Raw genomic sequence first — 20,483 nt, forward strand, 5'->3', positions numbered from 1 at the left:
GGCTGGGGCCGCGCGCGCGGCGCGGCGGCCGGGCCGGGCGCGCTGCGCGCGGCCGGCAGCCAGGCCGCGCCGAGCTGCGACGCCGCGTCGCGGTACAGCGACTGGTATTCGACGCGCGGATCGCGCGGGCCCAGCGGCGTGCCCGACAGCACGGCGAACACGCCGCCCACGGTGCGCAGCGCGATGCGGCCGGGCTCGGGCGCGATGGCGGGCGCGGCCTGCGCGGCCCACTCGTCGTGCACCGCGCGGATCGCGGCGAGCCGCGTGGCCGAGACCTCGCCGAGCACGCGCGCCGCCAATTGCGGGCTCGGCTCGAGCGTCAACACGTTCCAGGCCTGGATCAGTCCGAAGGCCGGCTCGAAGGGTTCGTCGTCGGGCTCGAGCAGCACGTCGAAGGCCGAGGCCCAGTCGGCCTCGCCGGCCGCCATCCAGCCCTGCCAGAGTTCGCCGTGGATGCAGCGGTCGAGCAGCACGCCGAGCAGCCGGCCCTCGTGCACCACGCTGACCAGCCGGCCCGGCGCCCAGCGCGCGCCGAAGCTGCGCTGCGCCACGGCCTCGCGGCGGCGCGCGAGCTCGGCCAGCGGCAGCAGCAGGTCGACCGGCGGCGGCGCGGCCGCCTCGGGCGCTCCGGGCGCTTCGCCGCGCGCGCCGGGCATGGCGACGGTCGCGAGCCCGGGCGTCTCGGGCGCGAACGCCGAAGCGGCGCCCGGTCCGGTTTCGAAGGCGCTGCGGATCGCGCTGAGCGGTGGCCAGAGATGGGTGGTCATGGCGTCTGTTCCTGAATGGCTATGTCTTCAGGCATAAGACGCTTCAGCGCCCAGGATTTTGAAAACCTGCAGGATCGCCGCCATGTTGTCGGCCTCGATGGCGATGCCCAGGGTGCCCTGGAGCCAGCCGCCGAGCCGGGTCTTGGCGTAGTCGGCGGTCAGGCCCTCGCGCTTGTGCACCAGGCCGAGCCGGCCCGCGCGGTAGTGGTAGGAGGCGATGGCATGGCGCGAGGCGATGCCCGACAGGCCGCCCTCGGCCTCCCTGCCGAAGCCCTCGCACAGCAGGATGCGCTCGGGCTCGGGCAGCTCGGCGATGAAGGCGCGCGCCGCCTGCTGCACCGCGAGGCTGCTGAGGCCGTGCTCGGCCAGGCAGCCCTCGAGGTCCTCATCGGCGCCCAGTTCGTCCTCGAGCTGGGCCTCGGTGATCTGGTCGCCGATCGACAGCTTGCGCTTGAAGGCGGCCGAGCGCGTGCAGTCGATCAGGTAGCGGCGGAAGTACGCGCACAGCGCGAAGGCGGTCGAGGGCGCGCTGTGGCCCGCGCGCTCCTCGGCCTCGTCGGGATCGGCATCGAGCCGCAGCACCTTGACGTAGATGAACTGCGCCACCAGCTCCTGGCGCCCTTCGCCGAGCACCTGCAGCTCGGGCGGATTGCAGGCCACCAGCGCGTCGCCCACGATGCGGTACATGCGGCCCATGTCGTTCGACGTCAGCGTCTGGCGCCGGCGCCACAGGCGCACGAGTTCTCCGCTTTCCTCGGACGACAGCGTTTCCTGCATGGATTCAACGGCCGGGGCCGGGCCTCGTGGCGGCATTCACGCTGTCATCTCCTCAATCGTCCTCGCAGACGCCCTCGGTGGGCACCAGGCATTGCGCGAGGCCGGCGCCGACCGGCGCGCCGCGCGTGCGGATCGCCGAGGACACGGCGGCGCTCGCCACGGCCAGGCCGCGCGGCAGCAGGATCCAGAGCTGGCCGCGTTCCTTCATGCGGCGCGCGTTGGTCGCGGCCTGCTGGCCGTTGCCGAAGAAATAGTCGGCCCGCACCGCGCCGCGGATCGCGCCGCCGGTGTCCTGCGCGATGGTCAGGCGCTGCATCGGCGCGCCGCTGCCGGGCGTGCGCGTCGAGACGAACACCGGGTAGCCGAGCGGCGTGCTGCGCGGATCGACCGCGATCGAGCGGCCGGCCGACAGCGGCACGCCGAAGGCGCCCACCGGGCCGCCGGGCGTGGTCGCCTCCTTGAAGAACACGTAGCTCGGGTCCTTGATGCCGGTGCCGGCCACCGGGCCGGCCGCGCGCCGGCCGGGCACCATCACCGCGCCGCTGGTGGCGGGCCGCGCCAGCGTGAAGCCGCGCGTGCGGATGGTGGTCGAGACGTTGCCGGCATCGTCGTCGTCGCCGTCGTCGAGGTCGAGCTCGATCGACGAGCCGCGCACCTTGACCGGGCTGCGCGGCTTGCCGTTGGCGGCCTGCGCCAGCGTGGGCCGGAACGGCTGGCCGTTCTGCTCGGCGTAGGCGACGCGGATCATCTCGCCGCTGGCCAGGCGGATGCGGCCCGAGCCCTGGATCTGCATCTCGTAGAGCGCGGTGGCGCTCGAGACGAAGGCCAGCACCTTGGCGTTGGGCGCGCCCTTGGTCTCGATCTCCTCGCGCGTGTAGTACGGCAAGAGCTGCTTGCCCTCGACGCGCAGGCGCACCTTGCGGTCGAGCGTGTCGCGCACGATGCCCGAGAGGTCGAGCGCATAGAGGCCCGGCGCGCCCATGTCGCGCGTGCTCAGGCCGGTCTGCACCACCACGTTGCGGCCCTGCACGCGCGCGGCCACGGTGCCGTCGCCCGCGGGCAGCTTGCGCGCGTCGGCGAACAGCATGTCCTCGGGCTGGCCGTACACCGGGTAGATGAACGGCGGCGCGTAGCTGCGGCTGCCCTGGATCTCGGGCTCGAAGTAGCCCGTGACCACGCCGTCGGGGCGGCGGTCGTCGTCGCGGATCTGGTAGACCGAGAACTCGGTCTCGAAGAAGTTGCGGATCGAGGGATTGCTCTTGCCGTCGACCTTGACCGCGCGATCGCAGACCGACTTCCATTCGGTGCCGCGGCCGTTGAGCACCTTGCAGCTGCCGAGGAAGGCGGGCCAGCTCTCGGCGAAGTCGTCGCGCGTCCAGCCCGGCACGGCATCGAAGCCGACCGCGGTGTAGGTCGCGAGCTGGGTCGAGAAGGTGCGCGCCTGGCCGGCCACGCTGCCGCTCGAGGGCGGGCGCGGCGCCGGGGCGGGCGCGGGCGCCGCCGCGGCCGTGTCGGTGCTGGCGGCGGGCGTCTCGGTCGCGGCGGGCGGCGGCACGGCGCAGCCCGCGAGGAAGGCGGCGGCGGCGGTCGCGGCTGCCACGGCGGCCCGGTGCAGGGCCGGCGCGGGCGTCGGCGCGAGGGCCGGCAGGTGCTTGTTCATGGTGAAGATCTCCTTCGTGGAAAGGTGGCCCGTCGGGTCACGCTCTACAGACGATTACTTCTCGACGATTTTGAAATTGGCGACGCCATAGACGTCGTTGCAGGGGGTGTTGGGCGCGCATACCGGCTTGCCCAGCAGGGGGGAAGGTCCGCTGCCGCGGGTGGTCTCGAGGGCCGCGAGCACCGGCAGCGGAAACTGCGGGAACACGCCCTCGTTCTGCACGCCGGAGGCACCGAAGTCGCGCTCGTGCTCGCTGACGAGCACCGCGAACTGGTTGGTCCCGGCGGGCCCACCGGCCTCCATCGGCCACGAGGCACGCGGCAGCGCGAGGGGGCTGCCGGCGGTGATCTTGTTGTACTTGTCGAGCAGGTTCGGGAACAGCAGGAACATCTCGCCGCCGCTGGACAGCAGGAACACGTAGACGAAGCCGTCGCGCTTGCTGCGCACCTCGAAGGCCAGCTTGTCCTTGCCGATCGCCACCTCGGGCTTCTTGGCCGAGGCCGTGACCTCGAAGCCGGCCGCGGCACCGCCGGCCAGCGACTGCAGCGATTCGAGCGGCGTGCGCGGCGATGGCGCCGGCGCGGGCGGCGGCGGTGGCGGGGGCGGCGGTGTCTGCGCGACCTGCTGCGTGTCGCCGCCGGGCGGCGGCGGCGCGCTTGCGATCGGCGGCGGCGTGTCGCCATGGCCGCGGCCCTGGAACCACCACCAGCCACCGCCGGCCGCGGCCGCGAGCAGCGCCACCGAGACCAGCGCCGCGGCCGTCTTGTTGCCGCCCGGGCGCGCACCGGCCGACGGTGCCGGCGCGGGCGGCAGCACCACGGTCTTGCCGCCACCGCCGCTGCGGCTGTTCGGCCCCGGTGCCGCCGATGTGCCGCGCGAATGCTGCGAGGAATGCGCGGGCGGCGCGATGCTCTGGCTGGTCTCGAGCCCGAGCGCCGCGCGCAGCTCGGCCATCGACTGCGGCCGCGCCTCGGGCCGCACGCCGAGCCCGGCGTCGATCGCCGCGAGCAGCTGCGGGCTGTAGCGCTGGCGCAGGATCTCGTTGCCCGCGAGCGGCACGTAGCTGTCGGACAGGAGGCGCGCCACCGACGGCGGCGGTGCGCGGCCGCACACGGCCACGTGCATCACGGCCGCGAGCGCATAGACGTCGGTCCATGCGCCCTGCGACATGTCGGGCATCTCGGCGTACTGCTCGATCGGCGCATAGCCCGGCTTGAGGATCACCGTGATCGCCTGCGTCTTGTCGGTGATCACGCGCCGCGCCGCGCCGAAGTCGAGCACCACCGGCCGGCCCGAGCCTTCGAGCAGGATGATGTTGTCGGGCGCGATGTCGCGGTGGTAGCAGTTGGCGCCATGCATCACGCCGAGCGCCTGCGTGACGCCGTCCATGATGCGCACCAGCCAGGCCTCGTCGACGCCCGCGGGGATCGACACCAGCGCCTGGCGCAGGGTGTCGCCGCGGTAGAAGGGCATCACCATGTAGGTGGTGCCGCGCTCCTGCCAGAAGCGGTAGACCTTGAGCAGCGAGGGGTGGTCGAACTGGGCGAGCAGGCGGGCTTCGTTGATGAAGCTGCGCATGCCGAGGTCGAAGGTTTCGCGATGCCGTTCCGACAAGGGGACTACGCTGCCGTCGCCCTGGCGGGTGGAGAGGGAGGACGGGAGGTATTCCTTGATCGCTACGACGCGTTCGAGGGTGTGGTCCCAGGCTTCGTAGACGACGCCGAAGCCGCCTTGGCCTATGACTCGGGTGATTTCGAATTCTGCGAGGCGGCTGCCTACGGGGAGGAGGCCGGCTTCGTGCGTTCCAGCTTGTGACGGGCCTGTGGTGGGGTTCGTCGGTGGGTTCGTTGGGGCGAACAGCGGGCTGCTGGTGCGCGTGGGCTGGCCGGACGTGATGACTGTGGCGCTGTCGTCCAGGGGGGTGGTTCGGGGGACGACTCTTGTGCGGTCGTCGTTGCCTTCGGGCTTGATTTCTTCGGTCATCGGGTCCTCCGGGCCTCTAGAAGACCTGCTCCCTGCGGGAGGCTGTTGGCCGGGTCTCGCCCCGGCGGGCGACCTACTTTCTTTTGCTTCGCCAAAAGAAAGTAGGCAAAGAAAAGGCGACCCCACTGTCTGCGACCCTCCGCTTCGCTACGGGCAACCTGCGGTGCTCGCGTTTCGCGGGGTCTCGCAGAACTCGCTTCGCTCAAACAGCTGCGAGCCCTTGTCCGCGAAACGCTGCGCTCCTCGGCGCAGCCAGAGGGGATCAGGGTCAACGCGCCATGGCGCGTCCTTGTGTGGGGGGGGCGAGCACGACCGTTACGCCCGATAGCCGAGGCCGAGCGAAGCGAAGGCCCGTTGGGTATCTGCGGCCGAGCGCAGCGATGGCCCGGATCGCTCCCCTCTGGCTGTGCCGAGGAGCGCAGGGGAAAGCGGGATAAGGGCCGCAGCTGTCTGAGCGGAGCGCAGCGCAGCGAGTTCTGCGGACCCCCGCTTTCCCCGAGCACCGCAGGTTGCCCGTAGCGAAGCGGAGGGACACAGACAGTGGGGTCGCCTTTTCTTTGGTTACTTTCTTTTGGCGAAGCAAAAGAAAGTGACTCGCCCGCCGGGGCGAAATCCCGGCCGACACCCTCAAAAAAACAATCAGAGGAAGACAAAGCTCACTCCCCTCCCCCAAGAAACAGCGCCTCGAACTGCAGATCCAGAGGCAACCCCACGCAAACCATCCGCAGCCCGCTTTCAACGGAAGGATCCCCAATCCACAAAGAGGCCCCTTCCAACGGCAAAGCCAACGCACCTCCAGAAGACGAAGCATCCGAACCAGCAGTACCAACAAACAACCGAGCCAAAGCAGCATCAAACCGCGCCGCATCCAGATCCAGCTCCAACCCTTCCAGAGCAGCCTGCGTAGCCACCCCCCACCACCGCAAGGCAGCCACCAACGCAGCCCCCTCGAGCTCAGAGAGCAGCGGGTCTTCCAACTCCACCGCCACGGTGAAAGGAAAGTACCGCCCCACCCCATCGACCGATGGCATCAACACCCCGATCCACCCCCGCTCCCCCGCCACCCGAGGCCCGAGCACGAAGCACCACACCGGCGCCTCGAGGTAGTGCGAAGTCCAGTCCGCATGCCGATCCCGCAACCGGGCGAGCCCGCGCTGCAGCCACGCATCCCACACCTCCCGAAACGATTCGGGCAAGCGGCGATGCGCGAAGTCCCCCATCCCCGGCAACTTGCCGAACCATCCCGGCAATTGCGTGGAAGCGAACAACGGGGACGAGGCGAGGTTCACAAGCCCTCCGGGCACGAGAACTCGCGCAGTTCCTTCAACCGGATCGGGTGCTGCACGCTGTTGGTCGTCACCTCGAAGCGGGTGCGCCGGTTGCCGACCTGGAAGGTGATGAAGAACTTCTCGGGTGCGTCGCCGGCCTCGAGCTGGCCGTCGTCGAGCGTGCGGAACAGTGCCCACGGCCCATCGACCGCCGAGCCCGAGCTGCCCGTGGCCGAGGGCGGGCTCACCTGCACGCGCACCTGGTTGCTGCCCTTCGGGCCGGGCCACTGCACGGCCATCGGCACCACGGGGCCATGCGCGTACTTCACGAGCTGGCCGTCGACGTCGAGGATGAACTGCGTGATGCTCGCGTCCATCTCCACCGGCTTGAAGTCGAGCCGCATCGACGGACCGCGCCCGCCGCCGCGGAAGAAGATCTCCTTGATGCGCGCCGCGCGTTCGAACTGCGCCAGCGCCTGCGTGGTGATGGCGCCGCGCTCGGCCACGGGCTTGTAGCGCCACGGCCGCGTGCTGGTGTCGACCAGGGCGGCCAGCCGCTTCTGGAAGAAGTCGTCCATCAGGCCGCCGGCGCCGAACATCTGGCCGAAGTCCTCGGGCAGCACGTCGCGCTTGCTGCTCTGCACGAAGGGATAGCGGCCCGCGATGGCGCGCGCGCAGAACTCGGCCACGGGGCGCAGGTCCTGGCTCAGGTTGCCGCGCTCGGCCACCTGGGCCTGCGTGGCGCCGGTCTGGCTCAGGTTCTCGATCATGCTGCGCACCGGCTCGGGCAGGCGGCCGGCGTCGGACTTGAGCTTGCCGGCCACGTCGCCGGGCGGCGGCGAGGTGCGGCCCTTGACCGCGGTGTCGACGGCGTTGAGGTAGACGTAGACCTCGTTGAACAGCTTGAGCGCGTCGTCGATCGGCGCCGGCTGGTTCGGGCCGCCGGCGGTGACGAGGCGGCGCAGCGATTCGAAGCGGTCGTCGACGATGCTCTCGATGCGCTTGCCGGGCGCGACCTGGCGGCCGGGGTCGCCGCCGAACAGGTCCTCCAGGCCCTTGCGCGTGTTGCGCACGGTCTCCGAGGCCTTGCTCACCACGTCCTTGTTGGCGTCGGCGGCGGGAATCAGCGTGGTCTGCTTGACCACGGCGCGCAGGAAGTTCGCGAGCGGCGAATCCACGCCCGAGAGGATGCGCGCGGTCTCGATGTTCTTGTCGAGGCCGGTGACGCGGATCAGCCGCACGTCGGCCAGCAGCGCTTCCCACTGCTTGACGTACTCGGCCAGGTAGAGCCGGCGCACGCGGTCGGTGAGCTCGCCGAGCGCGGCCGCGTCGCGCAGCCGGTCGGCGGTGCTGCGGTCCTGGCCCAGCACCCACGGGTCCTCCTGCGCGAGCAGGCCGGTCAGCACCACCACCTCGTTCTGGAAGCGCTTGTGGTAGCCGTCGTAGGTGAACATGCCGGGCACGCCCTCGGTCAGCGGCTTGCCGCTGATGCGCTCGAACACCAGCGGGCCCGAGGGACCGGTGGCCTGCGCGACGCTGAAGGCCGGGATGTCGCGCGAGGCGCGCTGGCGCTTCAGGCGGCTGAACACGCGCTGCTCGAGCGGATAGCTCGCGAGCACGGCGCGCACGCTGCGCACCAGGTTCTCGTCCACCTTGAGCGGCGAGCGCGGCGGGCCCTGCGCGATCAGCACGTCGAGTTGGTCCTCGAGTTGCTTGCGTTGGTCCTCGGGAATGCCGCGGTCGAGGCTGCGCGACCAGTCGAGCGTGATCCAGGCCTTGAGCGCCTCGGGATCGAAGTGCTCGGGCTGGTAGAGCATCAGGTAGCTCTTGAGCGCCTCGTAGGTGTACTCGAGGTTGTCCTTCTGCGCGGTGCGCAGCTGGTCCTCGAGCCGCTTGGCGATCTGCGGCAGGAAGGCCTCGTTGAGCGCGCGCTGGTGCACCAGCATGGCGGCGGCATCGAGCTTGTCGCCCTGGTAGAGGCCCAGGGTCATGGCCAGCGGCTCGTCGCCCAGGCGGTTCTCGGGCGTGCGCCAGATGTCGCGCAGGTTCTGCAGCACCGGCGCCACCTCGACCAGGTTCTGCACCCGCGCCGGCAGCGCAGCCAGGTTCTGCTTGGCCGGCTCGACGCGCGCCTCGACCGACTTCAGGTAGTCCATGTTGCGCAGCGTGCTGTAGCCCCAGGCCGCGAGCAGGCCCACCGTGAGCAGCGTCATCGCGGCCACGGCCGCGAAGCGCAGCGTGTGGCGGCGGCGCTCGAGCTTGACGTCGGCGCCGGCCAGGCGCTGCTCGGGGAACACCACCTCGCGCAGCAGCGTGGTGAGGAAGTAGCTGCGCCCGCTCGACTTCTGCGGCGCGAGCATCGCGCGCTCGATGCCGAAGCTGCGCGACAGGCTGCCCATCACGCGGTCGATCGGGCTGCCCTCCTGCGTGCCGCTGGTGAAGTACACGCCGCGCACCCACGGCGGCTGGGTGAAGCGCGAGCCGGTGAAGACCTGGTCGAGCAGGTCCGACAGCAGCGGGCCGATGGAGCCAAACTGCGCCGGGAAGCCGAAGATCGCGGCACGCCGCGTGCCATCGGTCTCGCGCTGCATGCGCGCGATCAGGCCGTCGTTGACGCGGTGGTGCAGCAGCGCGAACTCGCGCTGGAACGCGGTCGACAGGCCCTTCTCGTCGACCTGCTGGTTCTCCTCGGGCGGCAGCGTGAAGCCGAACACCTGCGCGCGCTGCTCCTTGCCGAGGTCGTCGAAGTAGTCGGTGAAGCCGTACAGCAGGTCGCTCTTGGTGACCAGCACGTAGACCGGCAGCCGCGTCGTGAGCTTGCCGTCGAGCTCGAGCAGGCGCGCGCGGATCGAGGCCGCGAGCTGCGAGCGCGCCTCGGGGCCCTGGCTCAGCAGGTCGCCGACGCTGACGGTGAGGAACACGCCGTTGAGCGGCCGGCGCGGGCGCACCTTCTTGAGCAGGCCGAGGAAGCCTTCCCAGGCGTTCTTGTCCTCCGACTGGTGGCTGTCCTGCGTGGTGTAGCGGCCCGCGGTGTCGATCAGCACCGCCTCGTCGGTGAACCACCAGTCGCAGTTGCGCGTGCCGCCCACGCCGCGGATGGCGCCGGGGCCGAACTTCTCGGCCAGCGGGAACGACAGGCCCGAGTTGACCAGCGCGGTGGTCTTGCCCGCGCCCGGCGCGCCGATGAACACGTACCAGGGCAGGTCGTAGAGGTAGCTGCCGCCCGAGATCGAGAGCCAGTCGCGCCAGCCGGGCTTCTTGCCGGCCGCGTGCAGCTTCATCTGCTTGAGCGTGGCCACGGCCTCGTTGAAGCGCGTGTCGAGGATCTGCTGCTCGCCGGCCACCGGCGTGCCGGCCTTGGCCGCGGGCGCCTTCATCAGGCCGTCGGTCAGGTGCTGGCTGGCGCGGCGCGCGCGCCAGCGGCGGTAGATGGCGCGCAGCAGCACCAGCAGCACGATCACGCCGATGACGATGGCGCGGGTGGTCTCGCTCTCGAGCGGCGCCAGCGCGCCGATCTTCACCAGCGGGCCGATCCACCAGATCAGCAGCGCGACGACGATCAGCGCGAGCAGCGTCAGCAGCAGCGGGCTGAACAGGAAGCCGAAGATTTTCTTGATCATTTGGTCGCTCCCGTGGCGGGCGACGGCGCAGGCGGCGCGGCGGCGGCGGGCGCCGACGACGCCAGGCGCTCGGGCTCGGTCAGCAGCACCACCTCGACGCGGCGGTTGCGCGCGCGGTTGGCGGGCGAGTCGTTGGGCGCGACCGGCTCGGCATCGGCCTTGCCGTCGGAACGCATGCGCGCCGGATCGACCAGCGTCGACAGCGCGCCCTTGACGGCGTCGGCGCGCGCGGCCGACAGGTGCCAGTTCGACGGATAGCGCAGCGAGCGGATCGGCTGGTTGTCGGAGTGGCCGGTGATCAGCACCTCGCCCTTGACCTCGGCCAGCGCCTGGCCGATGCGGCGCAGCACCGGCAGCGACTGCGCCATCGGGTCGGCGCTGCCCGAGCTGAAGAAGGAGTCGCCGCGCAGCCGCACCACGCTGCGGTCGGCCTCGTCGGTCACGGTGACCAGGCCCTGCTTGATCTCGGGCTCGAGGAAGCGCGCGAGCCGCGGCGTCTTGGCCGGCGCGGCCGGCGGCGCGATCTGGATGTTGGGCACGCGCAGGCTCGACAGCGCCGAGTAGGTGGTGTCGGAGCGGTAGTTGAGCGTGAGCCGCAGGCCGAACCAGGCCAGCGCGAGCAGCAGCGCGAAGCCGGCCGCGAACACCCACAGCGGCAGCGACTCGCGCAGCCGCACCGTGCCCGCGCCCTGCCCGCGCCAGTGCGGCGAGAGCTCGGGCTCGACCGCGGGGCGGTCCTTGGCGATCAGGTCGGCCAGCCGCTGGCGCACCGAGTCGAGCTGCGCGCGGCCGTTGTCGACCACGCGGTAGCGGCCCTCGAAGCCGAGCGCCAGCACGCTGTAGATCAGCTCGAGCAGCTGGCGGTGCGTGGGCACGTCCTGCGCGAGCTTGGCCAGCAGCTGGAACACTTTCTCGCCGCCCCAGGTTTCGTTGTGGAACTGCACCAGCAGGCTCTGCTTGTTCCAGCCGGCCTGCACGCCCCAGGGCGTGTTGGCCACCGCCTCGTCGAGCGCGGTGCACAGCACGTAGCGCGCGGCCAGCACCGATTCGTTGCTCACGCCCGCGCGGCGCGCGTTCTGGTCGAACTGGTTGACGGCCTCGGCGGTCGAGGCGCGCAGCGCCGGCACGTTGGGCGGCTGCACCAGGTTGCGCAGCTTGCCGATCAGCACCAGCAGCTTGCCGGCCGCCGACACCAGCGGATTGAGCAGGCCGAGTTCGCCGAGGTCGGCCACCGGCGTGGGATCGGTGGCGGGAAAGAAAGGCGCGGGCGCGGCCGAGGCCGCCGGCGCATTGGCCGGCGTGCGCGGCTTGGGCTTGATGACCGTGCGCTCGGACTCGAAGGCGGCGAAGGGGTCGGGTGTGGTCATGGTTTTTCCGTCCTGTGCCGATGGCTAGCCACGGATCGCCCAGAACGCGAGGTCGAGGCCCGGGAAGTCGCCCGCGATATGCATCGCGACGCCGCCCGACTGCTCGAGCTGGCGCCAGAGGTCGCTGTTGCGGGTCTCGAGCTCGAAGTAGTTCGCGCCCGCATGGAACGGGATCTGGCGCGGCGCCACCGGCATCGGCGTCAGCGTGACGCCCGGCAGCGCGAGGTTGACGAGGTCGCGGATGCGCTCGACCGGGCCGATCTTGACCTGCGTCGGGAAGCGCGCGCGCAGCGCCTCACTGGGCATGTGGGCGTTGACCGCGAGCACGAAGACCGCGTTGCGCTGCAGCTCGACGTCGCTGATCACCGCCACGCGCACGCCATGCTTGCGGTCGTGCAGGTCGATGCGGATCGCCGACTGCTCGAGCACCATCGACAGGCTGCGGCGCAGGTCGTCCATGAGCGGCCGGAAGCTCAGCGCGAGGTCGTCGTGGATGTAGGGGCCGAAGCGCGCCACGCGGCGCGAGTCGCGGAAGCTCGCGAGGTCGCCGGCCAGGCCCAGCGCCTGCTCGAAGAAGCGCTGCGGATGCAGCATCGCGCTCTTGGCGAGGTGGGCGAACACCGCCTCGTTGCGGTTCACGGTCTGCAGCAGCATGAAGTCGGCGATCTCGGCCACGCCGCCGGTGCCGCCCTGCGTCATGCGCCCGGCCAGCGCCTCGCCGCGCTGGCGCAGCAGGCCGAGCAGCTCGTCGAGCCAGGCACGGATCACCGCGTGGCCCGCCACGTCGAGCAGCGGCGGCAGCATCGCGCGCTCGAGCTGCACCTGGTTGTCGACGCGGCGCTCGACCACGCGCGCCACGCCCAGCGTGGTCCAGGCATCGGTGGCCTCGCTGGCGCGCATCAGCCGCGTGTGGAGCTGGCCCAGCTGCAGCATCGCGGTGCGCTCGCCCGCGGTGTTGGAATCGGGCACGTCGGACTCGAGCACGCGGTGGCGCACCAGTTCCTCGTACTCCTCGGCATCGGCCTCGCGCGCCCCGGCGCGGCGCAGCGGCAGCGCGAGCACCACGACCTCGTCGCGCATGGTCGGGGGGATATCGATCGGTTCGGGCAGCGGATCGACCGCCGGCATGTCGAACACCGTGCCGTCGCCGAACACGCCCACCGCGCGCACCAGCGCCAGCTTGCCCAGCGTCAGCGCGGCCTGGTCGATCTCCAGTTCGGCGAAGCCCCAGGCATAGGGCGTGGTGGAGCGCAGCAGCACGTGCCGCGCGTGATCGGCATGTCGTTCGCTCTGCTGCAGGTGCTGGGGCTGCAGCAGCATCCCCTCGCTCCAGACCACTTTTGTTCGCCAACTCATCCGCTCGCACTCCGTCAACGGCAAGGGCTGCCTGTAAGAAGCGGTGAGTTTCCGGCGCGCGAAGTCGTGGGCAAATCCGCCTTAAGGCCTAGCTAACGGCATAGGCGGCGCGCGAGGACGTACGGCGAAGGGAGTAGACGCGGGCCCGATGCGGGCTCGAAAGCGATGGGGACGGCGCCGCGAAACGGACGCGCGGCCTCGGCGCGTCAGCGCGCGGGCGTGCCGCCGAGCATGCGCACCTGGTCGGCGTAGACCTTCTCGATGCGCTGCAGCCGCTGCTCGCGCGCGGCATCGTTGACCCACTGCGCGGCCATCGCGCGCTGGCGGCCGAGCTGGCGGTCGAGCCGGGCCTGCGGCAGCAGCGCGCTGTCGTCGGCCGCCGCGTAGCCGAAGCCGGCGCGCAAGGTCTTGAGCACCTCGCGCTCGGCATCGGCGCGCGGCCCCTTGCCCTGGCCGTAGTTGGTCAGGAAGGACTGCAGCCGGGCCTGGAACTCGGGCGGCCAGCCGCGCCGCACCACCATCGGCGCGCCCGGCGGCGGCTGCGATTCCCACACCACCTGCAGCCGTTCGGCCTCGACCGGGAACTGCTCGCGGAAGCGCTCGAAGTCGGTGCTGTTGTTGGTGGCGACGTCGGCATCGCCATTGGCCACGGCCAGCGCGGTGGCCTGGTGGGTGTCGACGATCTCGCTGCGAAAGCGCGTCTCCATCGCGATGTGGTGGGGCAGGAACAGCTCGCTCTGCGGCACCTGGAAGCCGGTCACCGAGCGGCTGTCGCCGCGCGCGAGCCGCCATGACTCGGGCCGGGCGAGCAGCGCCTCGAGGCTGTTGAAGGGCGGCGCCTTGCGCATCAGCAGCACGGCACGGTGCTCGGGCATGCCAGGGCGGCGCGCGATCTGCGCGATCACCTTCATGCGGCCCTGGGTCACGGCATCGAGCGCCATCTTGGCCGACAGGAAGGCCATGTCGATCTCGTCGCGGCCGATGGCGCGGTCGAGCTCCTCGTACGACGAGACCGAGTAGGCGCTCACCGGCACGCCGATGGCGCGGCCGAGGTCGGCCAGCAGCGGCGTCCACAGCGCGCGCGACTCAACCGCGCCGCCCAGCGGCAGCACGCCGAAGCGGATCGCCTTGACGGGCTCCGGCTGCGTGGCCTGCGCGGCCGGCACCGCGGCGCAGGCCGCCACGGCCAGCACCGCCAGCCACGCGGCGCGCAGCCAGGCGATCAAGGCGAGACGTCCTTCAGCACGCCGACCTGCTCGGCATAGCCGCTGTCCAGCCGCTGCAGGCGGGCCTGGCGCGCGGCGTCGTTGACCCATTGCGCGGTCTTGGCGTTCTGCGTCGCGAGCTGGTAGGCCAGCTTGGCCGCGGGCAGCAGCGAGCTGTTGTCGGCCGGCACGAAGCCCGCGAGGTCGTGCAGCGACTTCAGCACCACGCGCTCGGCATCGCCGCGCGGCCCCTTGGCGCGACCGTAGGCCACAAGGAAGGCCTGCACGCGCTGGCGCAGCTCGGGTGGATAGTCGCGCCGCATCACGATCTGCGCATGCGGGATCAGCTCCGACTCCCACAGCACCTGCAGCCGGCCGGCCTCGGCCGGGAAGCGCAGCTTGAAGCGCTCGAAGTCGGCCGTGTTGTTGGTGGCGATGTCGGCCTCGTTGTTGGCCACCGCCAGCGCCGTGACCTGGTGCGTGCCCACCACCTCGCTCGCGAAGCGGGTCTCCATGGCGATGTGGTTGGGCAGGAAGAATTGCAGCTGCGGCACGATGAAGCCCGACACCGACTGCTTCTCGCCGCGCGCGAGGCGCCAGCGCTCGGGGTCGGCCAAGAGGCCCGCCAGCGTATTGAACGGCGGCGCCTTGCGCGCCAGCAGCAGCGCGCGGTAGCCGGGCAGGCCGTCGTGCCGCACCACCTGCGCCACCACCTTCATGCGGCGCTGGCTCACGGCGTCGAGCGCCATCTTGCCCGACAGGAAGGCCATGTCGACGTCGTCGCGCTGGATCGCCTGCTCGAGCGCCTCGTACGAATTGACCGAGAGCACCGCCACCGGCCGGCCGAGCGCGCGGCTGAGTTCGGCCAAAAGCGGATCCCAGTCGCTGCGCGATTCGAAGGCGCCGCCCAGCGGCAGGATGCCGAAGCGCATCGGCGCGGCCTCGGCGCCATGGCCGCCGGCGGCCGTGAAGCCGCCCTTGACGGTCTGGGCCGGCGTGGACTGGGTCGAGGGGGGAATGGTCGAGACCGAGGGCAGCGAAGGCGGGGCCTGCACCTGGGCCGCGGCCGTCAGCGGCAGCAACGCACCGAACAGCGCCGCCGCCAGCCAGCGCGACCAAGTGGGCCGACGGATACCGGTGGGCTCGCAGAGGCCTTGGGAACAGCGCAGGAAAGCCGGCATATTTGGACGGACGAGAGAGGCCGTGACGAACCGGCCGGTCTAACATGGCGAAGCGGACGCCATTAGATATCAACCAGAAGCAGTTTTCGTGATGTTTTTCCCGTCTTCCCTGCCCTGCAAGGCCTCCGTAGGCTCGGCCGCCATGCATTTCCCGCGTCCATGAACTGGAACTTCGCCGTCGTCCGCGGCCTGGCGCGGCTCACCTTCGCGCAGCAGCTGATCCTGCTGGCGATGCTGCCGGCCATGGCGGCGACGCTGGTGGCGATCACGGTGCTCACGCGCCAGCACCTGGACAACCTCACCGAGCTGATGCGTGCCAATGCGCAGACGGTGGCGCTGCAGGTGGCCACGGTGGCGCAGGCGCCGATCGTGCGCATGGACCGGCGCGCGCTGCAGCGCACCGCGCAGTCGGGCACCTACCAGCCGCACGTGCAGCAGGTGCAGATCTGGTCGGACGACGGCGAGATCGTGGCCAACTCCGAGACCATGGACCGCGCGCGCGGCGAGGGCCTGCAGGTGGTGGTGCCGATCGTGGGCGACGACGGCCGCACCAGCGGCAAGGTGATGGTCGAGATCAGCCTCGGCGCGGTGCAGAACGCGCGCCGCTCGGTCTGGCTCAACGTGGTGCTGGTGCTCGGCGCCAGCCTGGTGGGCGTGGGCCTGGCCGGCTGGTGGGCGGCACGCCGCATCAGCGAGCCGATCCGCGCGCTCGGCAAGGCGGTCGACCGGCTCGGCGCCGGCGAGGCCGCGAGCGTGACGATCGAGGGCACCTCCGAAGTGCAGCATCTGCAGCGCGGCTTCAACGAGGCCGCGCGCGCGCTCGCCGAGAGCCACCGGCTGCTGCAGAGCCGCATCACCGAGGCCACGGCCGAGCTGGCGCGCAAGAACCAGCAGCTCGAGGTCGCGAGCCAGGCCAAGACCCGCCTGCTCGCCGCCGCCAGCCACGACCTGCGCCAGCCGCTGCATGCGCTCACGCTGTTCTCCGACGGCCTGGCCAACGGCGAGACCGATCCGCTGCGGCTGCAGCGCATCGGCCACATCCGCGAATGCGTGGACTCGCTCGACCGGCTGTTCTCCGAGCTGCTGAACCTCTCGCAGCTCGACGCCGGCGTGCTGCAGCCGCAGTGGGTCGACTTCCCGCTCGACCGGCTGTTCGACGAGATCAGCCGCAACTTCCGCCCGGTGGCCGAGCAGCAGGGCCTGCGGCTGGTGGCGCGCAAGACCGACCTGTGGGTGCGCTGCGACTACGTGATGCTGTCGCGCATCCTCAACAACCTGGTGTCGAACTCGCTGCGCCACACGCTCGAGGGCGGCGTGCTGATCGGCGCGCGCAAGCGCGGCCGCGGCGTGCGCATCGACGTGGTCGACACCGGCGTGGGCATCGCGCAGCAGCACCAGGCGCGGGTGTTCGAGGAGTTCTACCAGGTCGAGCCCTCGGGCCGCCAGGCCTCGCGCGGCACGCGCGGCATGGGCCTGGGCCTGGCCACGGTGCAGCGGCTGGCCGAGCTGCTCAACACGCGCGTGGAACTGAGTTCGCGCCTCAACAAGGGCACCTGCGTGCGGGTGCTGGTGCGCTCGGCGCCGGCCGCCTTGCCCGCGCCGGCCGTGACCGCGCCGCACGTGCCCGAGAACGACGAGCGCTGCCTCGAGGGCCTGCGCATCCTGGTGATCGACGACGAGCGCACCATCCTCGAAGGCCTGACCGTGGTGCTGTCGAACTGGGGTGCCTCGGTGCTGGCCGCGCAGACCCGCGCCGAGGCACTCGCCATGGCCGACACCTGGCCCGTGCCGCCCGACGTGGTGGTCAGCGACCTGCTGCTGCAGGGCGGCGACAACGGCCTCGACGTGATCGCCGCGCTCGAGCACCATCCGCGCGGCATCGGCACCGGCACCGCGCGCCTGCTGGTCACCGGCGAGACCAAGCCCGACCGCCTGCGCGAGGTGCAGAGCGCGGGCATCACCGTGCTCTACAAGCCGGTGTCGCCGCGCGTGCTGCGCCAGGCGATCCTGGCGCAACGCACGGCCGCGATGCAGGCCGTGCAGGCCTGAGAACGCGTTCCTGGCAACGGTCTTCGGTGGCGATACGCCATCGGAGATAGGCCAAGCGGCCGTCGGCGCGTGAACTTCCTCACAGCCCCGCAGGGTGCGCGCCGCGGGCATAAGCCCTCTGCCTTATCGCGCGAAGCAGGGCCCTTCCGTACATTGAGCCATCGCCCCTTGTGGCAGAAGCCTTCATGTCCGTCGCCGCGAAAACCTCTCCCCCGATCCACTGCACGACCCGGTTGCTGCGCGGTGCCGCCCGCGCGTGGCTGGCCTGCGCCGCGCTGCTGGGCGCCGCGCTGTGCCCGGCCGCCGGTTTCACGGTGCTGATGGGCGACGACCTCGCCGCGCATGCCGAGTTCGTGCAGCAGCTGCGCCAGGGGCTGGACCCCGCGAGCCGCTTCGAGCTGGTGCGGCTCGCGCCCGGTTCGTCCGGCGTGCCCGACAACGCAGCGGCCGAGCCCGGCGACGTCAACGTCGGCGTGCGCACGCGCAGCATGCGGTCCTCGATCTCGAGCGCCGAGGGCGGCTCGCTGACCATGGCGGTGGGCGCGGTGGCCGCGCGCGCCGCCATCGAGCGCCCGGGCCAGGAACCGCTGGTGCTCGCGATGCTGAGCCGGCTCGACTACGAAGGCCTGCGCACCAGCCCCGCGCTGCGCCGCACCGACCGCCGCGTCGGCGTGCTGCTGCGCGACCCGGCCATGGCCGACCAGCTCGCGCTGGTGGGCGCGGTGCTGCCGGCGCAGCGCCACCGCATCGGCGTGGTCGCCACGCCCGAGTCCGAACCGCTGGTGCGCGACCTGCAGCGCGCCGCGCAGGTCCAGCCCGGCGGCGGCTGGGACCTGCAGGTGGAATACGCGCCCGACGCGCGCTCGCTCGCCACCGCATTGCGTGCCGTGGTGCCGCGCAGCGATGCGCTGATGGTGCTGCCCGACCTGATCGGCGACAACCAGGCCGCCACGCTGTCGGTGCTGCGCGCCGGTGCCGGCGCCGGCCTGCCGGTGTTCGGCGCCAGCGAAGGCCTGGTGCGTTCGGGCGGCCTCGCGGCCGCGGTCTCCACGCCCGCGCAGCTCGCGCAGCAGGCGCGGCTGCTGGCGCAGAAGGTCGCGAGCAGCGGCAGCGCGGGCGGCGGAGGCAATCCGCTGGTGGAGGCCGCGACGCCCGCCACCGTGCGCATCAACCCCACCGTCGCGCGCGGGCTCGGGCTGCGGCTGCCCGAGGAACGCGAACTGACGGAGCGCCTCACCGTCACGCGATGAGCGCCACCCGGCCGCCCGAGGGCGCGGACCCCAGCCCGGCCACGGCGCCGGCCGAAGCACCCACGCCGGGCCTGGCCGCCGGCGCGCTGGTGGTGCGCGGCAACCTGCAGCGCGACCTGTTCCGCCTCGGCGTGGTGCCCTGCGTGGCGGTGGCGCTCGCGCTCACCGCCTGGTTCACCCACAACCGGCTGCAGACGCTGGAGGCCGCCTTCGACGCCGAAGGCCAGGCGGTGGCGCGCCAGGTGGCGGCGATGTCCGACCTGAGCCTCTATGCCGGCGACCTGCCCGCGCTGCAGAACGTGGCCAACGCCGCGCTGCGCGGCGGCCAGGTGATGCGCGTGGAGATCAGCAACAGCGCCGGCGTCTACGTGACGGCCGGGCCCAAGGCCGGCTCGCTCGCGCAGCTGCGCATGTTCACCGCGCCGGTCACGCTGCGCGAGGCCTCGCGCGCCAGCGCCTTCGCGCCCGCGGGCTCGACCGCCGCGGGCGAGACGCCGGTCGGCCTGGTCCAGACCTTCCGCGACACCACCGCCTATTCGCGCGAACGCACGCGCTCGCTGCTCGCGGGCATCGGCATCGCGATGGTGGCGCTGCTCGCGGCCTGGGCCTCGGTGCGCCACATGGCGCGCACGGTGGCGCGGCCGCTGCGCCGCGTGTCGCGCACCGTGGCGGCGCTCGAGGCCGGCCATTTCGAGATGCGCTGCGGCGTGGTCGAGGGCGGCTCGCGCGGCACGCACGAACTGGCCATGCTCGCGCACGACATCGACCGCCTGGCCGAGCGGCTGCAGCACAACCGCCAGGTCAGCGAGGAGCGCGTGCGCGAGGCCACCGCGGTCGCGCTGCAGCGCATGGCCGAGGCCGAGCAGGCCGCGCTGTCGCGCGCGCGCTTCCTGGCCGCGGCCAGCCACGACCTGCGCCAGCCGCTGCATGCCATGGGCCTGTTCATCGACGGCCTGCTGCCCGGCGCGAGCGAGGCGCAGCGCCCGGCGGTGCTGCGGCTGCAGGAGAGCACCGAGTTCATGGGCGTGCTGCTCGACGACCTGCTCGAGATCTCGCGGCTCGATGCGCAGGTGCTCACGCCGGCCATCGCCAAGGTCTCGCTGGCCGCGCTGTTCGACCAGCTCGATGCCCAGCACGCGGCCACCGCCACCGAGCTGCGCGTGCGGCTGCGCTGGAGCGACCGCGGCCTCGCGGTGCGCAGCGACGCGGCGCTGCTCAAGCGCATCGTCGGCAACCTCGTGACCAATGCGCTGCGCCACGCGCCCGCGGGCGGCACCGTGCTGGTGGCCGCGCGCCGCGCGCGCAACGGCCCCGACGGCGGGCGCGGCGTGCGCATCGAGGTGCGCGACGACGGCGTGGGCATCGCGCCGATCCACCAGCAGCGCATCTTCGAGGAGTTCTACCAGGTGGCGAACACCGAGCGCGACCGGCGCCGCGGCTTCGGCCTTGGCCTCGCGATCTGCGCGCGCATCGCCACCCTGCTGGGCACGCGCATCGCGCTGCGCTCGGCGCTCGGCGCCGGCAGCACCTTCGCGCTGACCCTGCCCGCGGCCAATGCGGCCGACATCGCGCCGCCGCAACCGGCACCGCCCGCGCCCGCGCCGCTCGCGGGCCTGCGCTGCCTGGTGGTGGACGACGACCCGGCCATCCTCGACGGCAGCCGCGCGCTGCTCGAGCAGTGGGGCTGCCAGGTCGAATGCGTGGCCACCGGCGCCGAGGCGATCGCGCGGCTGGGCACCGGCGACATCCCCTACGACGCCGTGCTGTGCGACCTGCAGCTGCCCGGCGACACCGACGGCATGGACGTGATCGACGCCGCCAAGCGGTTGCAGCCCGAGGCGCTCGCGGTGCTGGTCTCGGGCGCCACCGGGCCCGATGCGCTGCAACGGCTGCGCCACAGCGGCGCGACGCTGTTGACGAAGCCGGTGGCACCGGCGAAGCTTCGGGCGCTGCTGTCGACGCGGCGGCATGCGCAGCCCGCATGAACACGCCCATTGCTC

At 71.9% G+C, this 20,483-nt stretch carries 13 protein-coding genes; 3 read left to right on the top strand and 10 right to left on the bottom strand.

The features are described from left to right. The 10 genes from AC07RV_RS36390 to phnD all read right to left on the bottom strand — a co-directional run. Positions 1-767: hypothetical protein (locus AC07RV_RS36390; RefSeq protein WP_495338103.1), on the bottom strand; the 767-nt coding region annotated here is incomplete at its 3' end. A 27-nt stretch (positions 768-794) separates the two neighbouring features. After that, a complete protein-coding gene (locus AC07RV_RS36395) occupies positions 795-1,544 on the bottom strand; it encodes a hypothetical protein (protein ID WP_296781261.1) in 750 nt (249 codons plus the stop codon). A gap of 52 nt (positions 1,545-1,596) precedes the next feature. Further along, on the bottom strand, positions 1,597-3,204 hold the full coding sequence (gene mltA, locus AC07RV_RS36400; RefSeq protein ID WP_093350812.1) for a murein transglycosylase A: 1,608 nt from the start codon (positions 3,202-3,204) through the stop codon (positions 1,597-1,599). Between the two features lie 54 nt (positions 3,205-3,258). Continuing rightward, the gene (locus AC07RV_RS36405) at positions 3,259-5,187 is read right to left on the bottom strand and encodes a serine/threonine-protein kinase (RefSeq protein WP_296781262.1); all 1,929 of its coding nucleotides are present in this window, start codon (positions 5,185-5,187) and stop codon (positions 3,259-3,261) included. A 656-nt stretch (positions 5,188-5,843) separates the two neighbouring features. Beyond that, positions 5,844-6,476 carry a type VI secretion system-associated protein TagF gene (gene tagF, locus AC07RV_RS36410; RefSeq protein WP_444814266.1) on the bottom strand — a complete coding sequence of 211 codons (633 nt, stop codon included), beginning with the start codon at positions 6,474-6,476 and terminating at the stop codon, positions 5,844-5,846. Continuing rightward, complete coding sequence (gene tssM, locus AC07RV_RS36415; RefSeq protein ID WP_296787457.1) at positions 6,473-10,075, bottom strand: type VI secretion system membrane subunit TssM; 3,603 nt, start codon at positions 10,073-10,075, stop codon at positions 6,473-6,475. The genes tagF and tssM overlap by 4 nt, the downstream gene beginning before the upstream one ends. After that, the gene (locus tag AC07RV_RS36420; protein ID WP_296787459.1) at positions 10,072-11,442 is read right to left on the bottom strand and encodes a DotU family type VI secretion system protein; all 1,371 of its coding nucleotides are present in this window, start codon (positions 11,440-11,442) and stop codon (positions 10,072-10,074) included. The genes tssM and AC07RV_RS36420 overlap by 4 nt, the downstream gene beginning before the upstream one ends. Before the next feature lie 24 nt (positions 11,443-11,466). Beyond that, complete coding sequence (tssK, locus tag AC07RV_RS36425; protein ID WP_296787461.1) at positions 11,467-12,798, bottom strand: type VI secretion system baseplate subunit TssK; 1,332 nt, start codon at positions 12,796-12,798, stop codon at positions 11,467-11,469. A gap of 206 nt (positions 12,799-13,004) precedes the next feature. Continuing rightward, positions 13,005-14,024: a phosphate/phosphite/phosphonate ABC transporter substrate-binding protein gene (locus AC07RV_RS36430; protein WP_444814265.1), complete on the bottom strand. Its 1,020-nt coding sequence runs from the start codon at positions 14,022-14,024 to the stop codon at positions 13,005-13,007. Then, entirely contained in the window at positions 14,021-15,184 is a 1,164-nt protein-coding gene (gene phnD, locus AC07RV_RS36435) for a phosphate/phosphite/phosphonate ABC transporter substrate-binding protein (RefSeq protein WP_296787463.1), read from the bottom strand. The genes AC07RV_RS36430 and phnD overlap by 4 nt, the downstream gene beginning before the upstream one ends. Positions 15,185-15,343: 159 nt before the next feature. On the opposite strand from phnD, the gene AC07RV_RS36440 reads away from it, so the two are divergent. The 3 genes from AC07RV_RS36440 (at position 15,344) to AC07RV_RS36450 (ending at position 20,468) form a co-directional block, all read left to right on the top strand. Continuing rightward, positions 15,344-17,233, top strand: coding sequence for an ATP-binding response regulator (locus tag AC07RV_RS36440; protein ID WP_296787465.1), 1,890 nt, complete (start codon positions 15,344-15,346; stop codon positions 17,231-17,233). 185 nt (positions 17,234-17,418) lie between these two features. Beyond that, positions 17,419-18,483: an ABC transporter substrate binding protein gene (locus AC07RV_RS36445; protein WP_296787467.1), complete on the top strand. Its 1,065-nt coding sequence runs from the start codon at positions 17,419-17,421 to the stop codon at positions 18,481-18,483. Next, positions 18,480-20,468, top strand: a complete 1,989-nt coding sequence (locus AC07RV_RS36450; RefSeq protein ID WP_093350789.1) for a hybrid sensor histidine kinase/response regulator — start codon at positions 18,480-18,482, stop codon at positions 20,466-20,468. Before AC07RV_RS36445 ends, AC07RV_RS36450 begins: the two co-directional genes overlap by 4 nt. The last annotated feature ends 15 nt before the right edge of the window (positions 20,469-20,483 follow it).

The sequence above is a fragment of the Variovorax sp. GW821-FHT09B01 genome (assembly GCF_059418345.1).